This is a genomic window from Christiangramia crocea, assembly GCF_022410465.1.
Classification (GTDB): Bacteria; Bacteroidota; Bacteroidia; order Flavobacteriales; family Flavobacteriaceae; genus Christiangramia; species Christiangramia crocea.
This window is the reverse complement of sequence record NZ_JAJSON010000032.1, coordinates 21,824-32,562: the sequence shown is the minus strand read 5'-3', so window position 1 is coordinate 32,562 and position 10,739 is coordinate 21,824. Positions and strand designations below refer to the sequence as shown.

The 10,739-nt window shown below is 38.9% G+C and carries 7 protein-coding genes and 2 tRNA genes; 2 read left to right on the top strand and 7 right to left on the bottom strand.

Annotated features, from left to right (window positions below):
• Positions 1-564: 564 nt before the first annotated feature.
• Positions 565-1,194 carry a hypothetical protein gene (locus LU635_RS17190; RefSeq protein WP_240100846.1) on the bottom strand — a complete coding sequence of 210 codons (630 nt, stop codon included), beginning with the start codon at positions 1,192-1,194 and terminating at the stop codon, positions 565-567.
• Between the two features lie 425 nt (positions 1,195-1,619).
• Between LU635_RS17190 and LU635_RS17185 the strand changes: the two genes are divergently transcribed.
• Complete coding sequence (locus tag LU635_RS17185) at positions 1,620-2,093, top strand: cupin domain-containing protein (protein ID WP_240100844.1); 474 nt, start codon at positions 1,620-1,622, stop codon at positions 2,091-2,093.
• A 138-nt stretch (positions 2,094-2,231) separates the two neighbouring features.
• Here LU635_RS17185 and LU635_RS17180 read toward each other — a convergent pair whose 3' ends face one another.
• Together LU635_RS17180 and LU635_RS17175 are read right to left on the bottom strand one after the other, a co-directional pair.
• Positions 2,232-3,386, bottom strand: coding sequence for an MFS transporter (locus LU635_RS17180; protein ID WP_240100842.1), 1,155 nt, complete (start codon positions 3,384-3,386; stop codon positions 2,232-2,234).
• Between the two features lie 228 nt (positions 3,387-3,614).
• A complete protein-coding gene (locus LU635_RS17175) occupies positions 3,615-4,616 on the bottom strand; it encodes a leucine-rich repeat domain-containing protein (RefSeq protein ID WP_240100841.1) in 1,002 nt (333 codons plus the stop codon).
• Positions 4,617-5,083: 467 nt separating this feature from the next.
• Between LU635_RS17175 and LU635_RS17170 the strand changes: the two genes are divergently transcribed.
• Positions 5,084-6,517, top strand: a complete 1,434-nt coding sequence (locus LU635_RS17170; protein ID WP_240100839.1) for a hypothetical protein — start codon at positions 5,084-5,086, stop codon at positions 6,515-6,517.
• Between the two features lie 587 nt (positions 6,518-7,104).
• On the opposite strand, the gene LU635_RS17315 is transcribed toward LU635_RS17170, so the two are convergent.
• The 4 genes from LU635_RS17315 to mutS form a co-directional block, all read right to left on the bottom strand.
• On the bottom strand, positions 7,105-7,350 hold the full coding sequence (locus LU635_RS17315; protein ID WP_423738505.1) for a GIY-YIG nuclease family protein: 246 nt from the start codon (positions 7,348-7,350) through the stop codon (positions 7,105-7,107).
• Between the two features lie 76 nt (positions 7,351-7,426).
• A tRNA-Leu gene (locus LU635_RS17165) sits at positions 7,427-7,512 on the bottom strand.
• A 102-nt stretch (positions 7,513-7,614) separates the two neighbouring features.
• Positions 7,615-7,687: transfer RNA gene (locus LU635_RS17160), tRNA-Gly, on the bottom strand.
• Between the two features lie 456 nt (positions 7,688-8,143).
• On the bottom strand, positions 8,144-10,723 hold the full coding sequence (gene mutS, locus LU635_RS17155) for a DNA mismatch repair protein MutS (RefSeq protein WP_423738506.1): 2,580 nt from the start codon (positions 10,721-10,723) through the stop codon (positions 8,144-8,146).
• Positions 10,724-10,739: the final 16 nt, after the last annotated feature.

Here is a 10,739-nt window from a genome sequence, read left to right as displayed (position 1 = left end):
CTTTTTGTTTCTCCCGAGCGAAGTCGAGGGATCCGGCGATGGGAAAAAGAAAAGGAATGGAACAGGGACATACTCCCCAGGTTTTGAAAACACTCTATGGAGATAAATACGTTTTGAGGATAGTTCATTTTTTTGCCTGTCCAAAAAAACGAACCAAAAAAAGGACACTTTTTTGTAGGTGTTTCCAATTTTGCCCCTCCAAAATCGGAACCGTCCTTCCCCGGCTAAATTTTTTCCAGGGCTTCAAAAATTCTTAACGCCTGGGAAGCACTACACTGGCAAAAAAGATATTCTAATAAAGAAAGCTTAAAAGAAAGAAGGCTTTTGAGTTAGTTTATGAAACAAAAAATTCAGATCTTTTTGCGGCGAAGGCAAAAAGAAAAGGGATAGAATAGCGAAAGATCTCTCTCGACTAAAGCCTGTGCTGAGCGAAGCCGAAGTACTGGAGATGACTTTTTAAAGAGCAATAAAATTATAGTTCCTGGTCATTTCGACCACTGGGAGAAATCAAAAAACCCTCTGGATCCGGAAGATAAAAGAGGGTTTTTCGGATAAGAAATTTTTCTATTCCACCTTATCCAGTTCAATAGACTGGATTTTCAGGGGCTGGTGTATTTTTAAAAGATTAGATTCATTTCTCTTAACCAGGTTACTAATAGCAAATTGATTACCATCTGCCATAAAATCAAGCAGAATTTCATCATACTGGTCATTTACCTGAAAAGCTCTGTTTGCTCCCCCGGTATTGAACATAATATGATGGTTTGGATAGCTTCCAGGTTCCAGGCTGATCAATAACCTGTAACGCTGGTTTGCTTCGGGCCGGAATTGAAGGGTCATATACTCCATTCTCGTAAACCCGTTCCTGGTGTCATGAACAAATATGGGATGTATCTCGTAGGAGTTACCAGAATCATAGAGTCCAAAAAGCGATTTCACGTAAAGGTCTTTATCTTTCAGTACCGGCGCGTTCAGATTCCATGATTCATTGGGTTCTAAGATCACCAGTTTACCACGATCAACCTTTGTGATCGGCAAATTGGAAATTTCCTTCGCGTTCATGTTCTTTAGCTGAGCATCGCTGAGTTTAAGATTTTTCAGCTGGGTCGTCTTAATAGCAGTTGGTTTCTTTATCTGAGACAGGCCGGTGTAGCCCAGGCACAGCATAAAGGTAAACAGGATAACATTTTTCATAAGGTATAAGTTTTTGTGATTCAAGGGATTAACAATTTAACGAAAAGAATGAAGGGATACTATTATCCTGGCTGAAAAAAGAAGAATTTCTTCCTGTCACTCATTTCTTCTGAATCACAAAAGCATCAATTAATGGCTCTGCATATAGTAGCCTAACCATCGCTTCTCTATTAGCCCGGGAATATGTTTCATACTGAAAGATCACTGCACTTATGTAGGCCTGAATTCTTATTATGCCCGGACTTTTGAAGATTTACAATAATGTGAATTTTCTTTTTATCTTTAATAGAAATTGACACAGATTGCTGTAATACAGATCATTATATAATTTATGGATCGATTTTAATCAAAGTCTTTGAGGATTTAGGCTTTTAAAAACTATAGGATCAGGGAATATATCTTACCGAAAATAAAATCTTATTAAAATGAAAAATGTTATCCATCTATCCGTTTTAATTATCCTTTTGGGAATTACAGGATGTAAAGTTCCGCCCAGGCTGGGAGAAATGAATTTTCCGGAAGGAAGTGTACAACATGTTGTAAGGGCTGAAAATATACAGTGGAAACCCTGTCCGCCAAACTTACCGGAAGGATGTAAAATTGCTGTTTTTGAAGGAGACCCTAAAAGTTCGGATCTTTTTACGGTGCGTTTTCAGGTAGATGAAGGATTTTTTATGGCTCCGCATTCACATCCAAAAGATGAGCGGGTGACTGTCTTAAAAGGGAAAGTCTCTGTTGCCTTTGGAACTGAAGGGACCCGTGAGAGCGCAAAACAATTTGGTCCCGGGGATTATTATGTGAATGCTCGTGGTGCAATTCATAGCGTTTGGGCAGATAGCAACTCAATAATTCAGATAACCGGGATAGGTCCGTGGGAAGCCGAGTTCCTGGAAAAGTAAGAATTGATTAGGCATACCCTCCTCTATGTGAGGTAAAACCAAAAAAATCTAAAAGGTTGTATTTTTTTATCATTCCGCCACTTTTAATGACTTATTTAAGAGTTGGAAGAAATTCTAATACCCTGAAAAATTTTTGATTTATCCTTCTTTTTCCAGGCTCTTTCTCTGATGCTTAAAGAACCGCCGGGATACAGGGATCAGCATCAGGCCTGCAATGATAAAAATGATAAAAGCAAGTTTCAGATTAAAAATACTGGCGAGGTAGCCAATGAGCGGTGGGCCCAGCAGCATCCCGGTAATGGCATAGGTAGTGATGATAGACACGGCCATTCCGGTAGAATATTTAGGTGATGTCCCCGCCAGGGTAAAGGTCATAGGCATAATGGCGGCCACTCCTATCCCCACCAGGCTGAAGCCGATAAGTGCCGGCCAGAATAAAGGGAAGAGAATAATGGTGATAACCCCTGCGCCGATTAGAGATGCACTGATGAGGTACATTTTTTCCATTCCAATCCTCTCGATAATCTTATCTGAAAAGAAGCGAGAAAGAGCCATAAAGACTATAAACATAAGGTAACCCAGCGTGAAGATCTCTTCGCCTACAACTTCCCGGAAATAAACCCCGCTCCAGTCAAACATTCCCCCTTCGCATAAAGCAGCAAAAAATACCAGAAGTCCGAGGTAGAGAACAAACTTATCCGGTTTCCCGAGTCGCAGTTTATTTCCTGCAGGAGCCTTGTCGTTTTTCAGCAGGAAACTATAGGCGCCGGATGCAGCCATGAGGGTGAACAGGCTTACATAGTAGAAATGTTGAGACATAGACACCTCCAGCTTAAGCATAAGCGTAGAAAAACCCACTCCCAGGAGTCCGCCGGTACTCCATAGCCCGTGAAAGGAGCCGTTGATCTTTCTACCGTAGCTCTTTTGAAGCGTGATGGCCTGGGTATTCATCGAAATGTTCACGATCCTCATACAAAAGGAGAAGCTGGCAATGGCGGCCACCAGAAGAATAAGATTGTTGGCCTCCCCAATCAGGGCCAGGGCGAAGCTAAAGAAAAGTGCAGCCAGCACCAGCGGTCCTCTGCTGTTGAACCTGGAGACGAGCCAGCCAGAAATTGGCAATCCCAGCATACTGCTCACCGGCATCACCAGCAGGAGGTTACCAAGTTCAGCTTCGTTAAGATCAAAAGCCGATTTAATGGTAGGAATCCGCGAAGCCCATGTAGAAAAACAGAACCCCACCAGGAAAAAATAAGCACTCAAAGCAATGCGCTGTTTTCGTTTAGTTTCCATATTACGCCCGAAAAAGTGCAAATATCCGAGCAATTCTACAGACAGAAAAACTTGACAGGAGAATTAGCGAATCTTTAAGTAGAAAAAAAGCGGCGTACGAAGTAGCGTAAAGAATAGAAGCTTTAGAAAAGACACCAATCTCTTAGCCTGTTCAGAAAAACGAACCTATATCCCTTTCTTTTTCCATCGATGGGAAAAAGAAAAAGGATGGAATAGCGAAAGATTTAATTAGTCACAATTTAGTTGGTAAATATCTGTATTCAGTCCCACATACCAATTTTCAGGTATATTATTCAGTTGTGTTTGATTAACTTGAACACAGGTTAAAAATTCATTAGCCGCTTGAAAATAATCTAATACTGTATTCTTACTTACATCTATTGTCGTTAATTCATTTCTATAACAACCGAAATTAGTTAATAATGTATTGTTGGTTATATCTATAGTTTTAATGTGATTATCGCCGCAGTCTAAATCTTTCAAATCCAGATTATTACTCACCTCCAAACTCGTGAGTTCGTTGTAACTACAATTTAAAAGCTTTAATACAGGATTTTTAGTCACATCCAAACTTGTGAGTTGATTGTGACTACAATCTATTTGCTCTAATTCCGTATTATTTGCCACATCTAAACTGGTAAGTTGATTATAACTACAATCCAATAATTTTAAAAAAGGGTTATTACTTATATCTAAATTAGAGATATTATTACCACCATATATATGTGGACTTCCACATATTAAAGAAATCAATTGAATATTCTTACTAACATCTAAACTATCTAAAAGATTATCCTTGCAATTCAAAAATCTCAAATTAACATTTTTACTTATATCCAAGCTTTTTAGGTTACTAGATTCTATAACTAATTCCTTTAAAGCGATATTTATACTTAAATCTAGTGTTGTAATTTCATTTAGATTTGCAATTTCAAGGATCTCCAGATTTTTAAAACCCTCAATTCCAGTAAAATCTTTAATTTCCCTCTCATACAAATTATTAAAAATCCACCCTCCTAACTTTAATTTGGTATAATCAATTAAATTGCTTGTTAAAACATAATCATCTTCTTTGTCATCAAGACCTCTTTTAATTAAAGCACGTTCAAAATAGTCATCTGGAACGTATGTTTTATGTGAATTTTCCAATAACTCATCGGACTCATTCTCAATTGAATTTTTACTACATCCCAAATAAGCAATTATTAATAAAATAATTAACTTTTTCATAATCAAACCTATTCCTGGAGCTTAATAAAAGATACAAAAGAATAAGGGGCTTATCTATTATAAAAATGCAAACTTTATAACCCTTTAAACTAAATTCTTATGCAATCCAGTAAGTTGAAAGAAGGAGTGTATAGAATAAAAGGCTTTAGACTTTGAATATAAAATTCACTTTTTAGTATAAAATGGGGACTAAACAATAGCTATTAAGTGCGATACTTTCCGGAAAAATGATGGCCATAAAAGAATAATATCGAACCATGAAACTGAAAGAAAAGATGAATTACATATAGACCTGGAACACCTTCATTAAAATATTTAAAAATATCATTAACTTCTGAATAAAATTAAATTTTATTCGGTACCGTAAGATATAAACAAATTTTTAAGATATTTTTTCTAATATTGTTATTAAGCGATTCAAATAAACCTCTTCCTATAATATATACTGTGATAACCTAAAAATAAAGATGAAATTTAAGCACAAAACTCTTCCTAAAAACGTTACATACAAATTTTCGAAAACTTCCTACAGTCACTCAAATCATAATTTACCCTTAAACAACTTCTGGACTATAATAATATTTACATTAATTTTTCAACTTATTCCGGGTTGTTCCACTTCGGAGGAGGGCAAAGTTTCACCTCAAATTATAGAATGGGATAAAACAATAGGAACAACAAGTTATGAAGGTGCTAATTTTGCTGTTCCAGTCACAGATGGAGGATTTTTAATAGCTGGTAATTCCTCTGGAAGAGATAAAGATAAATCTGAACCATCTATAGACAATGACTTTTGGATATTAAAGTTGGATAAAAAAGGGGAGATTGAATGGCAAAATACTATTCAAGCAAATGGCCGAGAAATTCTCAAACAAGTAATTAAAACTAATGATGGAGGATATCTAGTAGCCGGACAATCCAATGCTTCAATTGGTTATGATAAACAAAGCAAAGGTTACGGATTATATGATTATTGGATAATAAAGTTAAATCCAAATGGTGAAATCGAATGGGAAAACAGTTATGGATCTGCCAATCATGAAGATTTCGGTGGAATTGTTCAAACGGCAGATGGGAATTATTATGCTGTAGGTTCGTCACCGAGAGGAATAAGTGGGCAAAAAAGTGAAATGGGAGAAGGACTTGACGATAACTGGATTATTAAAATCAGTTCTTCAGGAAGTTTAGTTTGGGAAAGAACGATTGGAGGTTGGGCGCATGATAAGGGTGTGGGTATAATCGCTTCTCCTAACGGCGGAGTTATAGTTTGTAGTAAATCTGGCTCTAATTCTAATAAATTTAAATCCGAGGACAGTATTGGAGATTATGATTTTTGGATCTTAAATCTCAACTCTGAGGGGGATATTCTTTGGGAAAAAACTATAGGAGGTGGAGGAATTGAGCATTCAATGCACATAAGCGCAGGGCATGATGCCTTTTATCTTGCATGTTCCTCCCTATCAAGAGTATCTGGTCATAAATCCGAAGGAATTATCGGATTTTTGGATTTTTGGATAATTAAATTAGATTATTCGGGAGATTTAATATGGGATAAAACCATTGGTAGTGAGAGTGCAGATGCTCTACATGATTTAATTGTTACGAATACCGGAGAACCTGTTATTATAGGTGATACTCATGGAGATTCTGGTCATAAAGATGAAATATCTGAATCTATAGATTATTGGATAGTTAAAATTGACAATTTAGGAAATATTAAAAACCAGGAAACCATAGGGGGGAATGATAAGGAATTTTTCCCAAAGATAACTACTGCTTATGATGGTGGTTTTTTAGTATCTGGGGTTTCAAGTTCTCCCAAATCAGGAGATAAAAGTGATAACCCCTATATCGATGGATACGATTTTTGGATAGTGAAGATTTCTTCTCTCTTTGACTAAAGGTTACAGATGATCTAATCCGTTTACAAAAAAGTTTTTTAGAGGATTTAAAATTAATTCTGTTTAAAGATGATCTCAAATTAATATTATTCAGATAGACCCGGGATTATAGAATAACAATAATTTTATAATGTTGAACAGTTTCAATTAGCGGGCAACTTACATTATGAGAAGTACCTAAATATAGGAGGAGTTCAAGTTTCAGTAGAAATCAAACAATCATGAAAAGGTTGTAGATAATAAATTTCTTACGAAGGGTAAAATAAAAATTGTTAGGAAGATATTTGGAAATTGAAAACAAATAAACTGAAAAAGCCTATTATTACTTGCTAAAGCAGGTGATTAAAATATTCGGAGGTCCCGGACAGCTACCTGAATGAATCCTCATTAAGCGTTTTTCCACGGACTTAAAAATTCACAGTGGGTCCCGTTAATTCTAGTATTTCCTTATGCAGGCAAAAGAAAGCTAAAAAACGCTAAAACCCTTGTAAAAAAAGGTTCATGTGTACTCGGAGCGGATCCCGATCCCGATAGCAATCGGGACTATCGGGATGAAACCGCATTATATTTTTCCACTAATTTCAATCTCATTTCTTAATATTACTAATGTATTTGACTGATTTCATCTTTTTGATATGAATTTCAATTTGTCTTGCCTGAGAATATGAAAGATCTTGAATAAGCAGATATTTCTGCCGATCATGAGCTTTTTTAGTAAATGCAATTTTATATACTCCATTTAAATGTTGAGATAAACGTTTTTCAAAATCCTCGCAACTACCAATATAATAGGAATCAATAGAGGGAGAATAAAGAATATAAACCTCAGCCATTTATACGATTTTTTATTTAAATGTAATTCCTAAAAAACAAAAAACCCTCAAAATCAAAAGATTAAGAGGGTTTCTGTACTCGGAGCGGGACTTGAACCCGCACGACCGTTGCTGGTCATTGGATTTTAAGTCCAACGTGTCTACCAATTCCACCATCCGAGCGTACAATCATTTTCAATATTTTAAGAACTTGCTCGTGTCTACCTACCATCCGAGCGAAAAATAAAACCCCGACAAACCGGGGTTCATTTCTAATATTTCAAGAGCGAAAAACGGGATTCGAACCCGCGACCTCCACCTTGGCAAGGTGGCGCTCTACCAACTGAGCTATTTTCGCGTTTTTTAAGAACTTCCGCTGTGCTTTTATAGCGAATATTGCGGAGGCAAATTTAATACAAATCTAATAATAGCAAAGCATTTTTTGGAGAAAAATTGGCCTTTGGCCAATAGCTTTAAGCTCTAAGCAATAAGCGTAAAGCTTTCTTTCTTGGAATGAAGGGAATAGCTGTATTAAGCTGTAAGTTGAAAGTTACAAGTTTCTACAAGCTACTACCACCTAACCTGAGATTCCTTCTCCGCCTGTGCCGGATCGGAATGACAGATTAAAACTTAAGACTACTAACAATGATCGATAAACTAACATAAGATTTCTTCGCTCCGCTCGGAATGACAACTACACACTCCAGACTACCGACTATGAACTACAAATTAAACAGAGATTTCTTTTCCGCCAGAGGCGGATAACAATGACCTGACAAAAGATAATTAATAGTCAATTTTCAATTATCCATTTTCAATTTTGCTTGCTGTTTCCCAGCATCCTCTTGATCTCGTTAAGCTTCATCAAAGCTTCTACAGGTGTAAGGGTATCTATATCGATGCCGATAAGTTCCTGCTTCAGGTCTTCCAGTAAAGGATCGTCAAGATTAAAGAAACTAAGCTGCATCTCGTCTTCGGCTGATTTTTTAAGGATCTCTCCCGAATCTTCCATGGAATGTGAAGCCTCCAGTTTTTGAAGTATCTTATTGGCGCGGTGCAATACCATTTGTGGCATTCCCGCCATCTTCGCCACATGTATCCCGAAACTGTGCTCGCTGCCTCCAGGCACCAGCTTTCGAAGGAACAGGACATTATCCTTTAATTCCTTTACCGAAACATTGAAATTCTTGATACGATCAAAAGTATCGCACATCTCATTAAGTTCATGGTAATGAGTCGCAAAAAGGGTCTTTGGTCTCGCCGGATGCTCATGCAGGTATTCGCTTATCGCCCAGGCGATGGAGATACCGTCATAAGTACTGGTACCCCGTCCTATCTCATCCAGAAGAACCAGGCTGCGATCTGAAATATTGTTAAGGATACTGGCCGTTTCGTTCATCTCTACCATGAAAGTAGATTCACCCATAGAGATATTATCACTGGCCCCTACCCTGGTAAAGATCTTGTCCACAAGACCTATCTCTGCCGACTTTGCCGGCACAAAACTTCCCATCTGGGCCATGAGCACTATAAGGGCGGTCTGCCTTAAAATGGCCGACTTACCACTCATATTAGGCCCGGTGATCATAATTATCTGCTGTTCTTCCCTGTCCAGGTGAAGATTATTGGTCACATAGACCTCGCCCGGAGGCAATTGCTTTTCGATCACGGGATGCCTGCCCTCTTCGATATCCAGGGCATGGGTATCGGTAATTTGTGGGCGGCAGTAATTTTCAGCCTGGGCCTGTTGCGCAAAGGAACACAGGCAATCAAGCCTTGCGATCAATCTTGCATTCTGCTGAACAGGATCTATATAATCTCCCATCCAGGCGATGAGCTTTCCGAAAAGTTCCTGCTCCAGCTGAAGTATCTTCTCTTCGGCACCCAGGATCTTGGATTCATATTCCTTAAGTTCTTCGGTGATATACCTTTCGGCATTCACAAGGGTCTGCTTACGCGTCCAGCCCTCGGGAACCTTATCTTTATGGGTATTCCTTACCTCGATATAGTAACCATAGACATTGTTATTGCCAATCTTCAGGGAAGAGATGCCCGTCGCCTCGGTCTCGCGTTTGATCATCCCGTCCAGGTAATCCTTTCCGAAGTAAGCTATGTCCCGAAGCTCATCCAGCTCCTTTGAAAATCCTTTGGCGATCACATTCCCCTTCTGTACATTCACCGGCGCCTCCTCGCTGATGCTCTCTTCGATCTTCTTACGAAGCAGCTCACAGGAATGCAGATTATCACCAATAACCTTTAATGCTTCATTATCACATTTTGTAGCAATTTCCTTTACCGGAATAATGGCATTCAGAGAATTCTTAAGCTGGTTGACCTCACGCGGACTAATCCTTTGAGTAGCAACCTTGGAAATAAGCCTCTCCAGATCACTGATCTCCCTTATCTGATCCTGGATATCGCCATGAGTTTCGGGATGTTTTATAAGGTAATCCACCACCTCCAGCCTTTTCTCTATAAGCTCGGCATTCTTAAGCGGCAGGGCCAGCCAGCGCTTTAATAACCGGCCTCCCATGGGTGAGATGGTCTTGTCTATCACATCAAGCAGGGTCACCGCATTGGCAGCCGTTGAATGATACAATTCAAGGTTCCTGATGGTAAACCTGTCCATCCAAACATATTCCTCTTCGGCTATACGGTTGATGGATGTGATATGCTGAAGCCTGTGATGTCGTGTTTCTGCCAAATAATATAGCACCGCTCCCGAAGCGATGATCCCGTCTTCCAGGTGATCTATCCCGAAGCCCTTCAGAGATTTAGTCTGAAAATGTGCATTAAGCGTCTCTTCGGCATAATCGCTTTTAAAGACCCAGTCATCCAGGTAAAAACAGTGAAGGTCCTTCCCGAACTGATCTGAAAATTCCTTTTTATATTTCTTCTGAACCAGGATCTCGCTGGGGCTGAAATTCTGAAGCAGCTTATCTATATATTCCCTGTTTCCCTGGGCGCATAAAAATTCACCTGTAGACACATCCAGAAAGGAAACCCCAAGGTTCTTCTTTCCGAAATGCACCGAACAGAGAAAATTATTGGATTTGCTGTGAAGTATATCATCGTTCATCGCCACCCCGGGTGTCACCAGTTCGGTCACTCCGCGTTTTACGATGGTCTTGGTCATCTTGGGATCTTCCAGCTGATCACAGATCGCCACCCTCTCACCTGCCTTTACCAGTTTTGGAAGATAGGTGTTAAGCGAATGATGCGGGAATCCCGCCAGCTCGGTACGTTCGCTTCCGTTGTTCCGGTTGGTGAGGACTATATTCAGAATACGGGCAGTCTTAACCGCATCTTCACCAAAGGTCTCATAAAAGTCCCCGACTCTGAACAATAATAAGGCATCCGGATATTTCAGCTTGATGCTGTTATATTGTTTCATTAAAGGAGTCACCTTC

Excerpts from the sequence above, each read along its gene's own strand:
- LU635_RS17315 (WP_423738505.1), bottom strand. The coding sequence starts at position 7,350 with ATGGCTGAGGTTTATATTCTTTATTCTCCCTCTATTGATTCCTATTAT.
- mutS (WP_423738506.1), bottom strand. The coding sequence starts at position 10,723 with ATGAAACAATATAACAGCATCAAGCTGAAATATCCGGATGCCTTATTA.
- LU635_RS17170 (WP_240100839.1), top strand. The coding sequence starts at position 5,084 with ATGAAATTTAAGCACAAAACTCTTCCTAAAAACGTTACATACAAATTT.
- LU635_RS17190 (WP_240100846.1), bottom strand. The coding sequence starts at position 1,194 with ATGAAAAATGTTATCCTGTTTACCTTTATGCTGTGCCTGGGCTACACC.
- LU635_RS17175 (WP_240100841.1), bottom strand. The coding sequence starts at position 4,616 with ATGAAAAAGTTAATTATTTTATTAATAATTGCTTATTTGGGATGTAGT.
- LU635_RS17185 (WP_240100844.1), top strand. The coding sequence starts at position 1,620 with ATGAAAAATGTTATCCATCTATCCGTTTTAATTATCCTTTTGGGAATT.
- LU635_RS17180 (WP_240100842.1), bottom strand. The coding sequence starts at position 3,386 with ATGGAAACTAAACGAAAACAGCGCATTGCTTTGAGTGCTTATTTTTTC.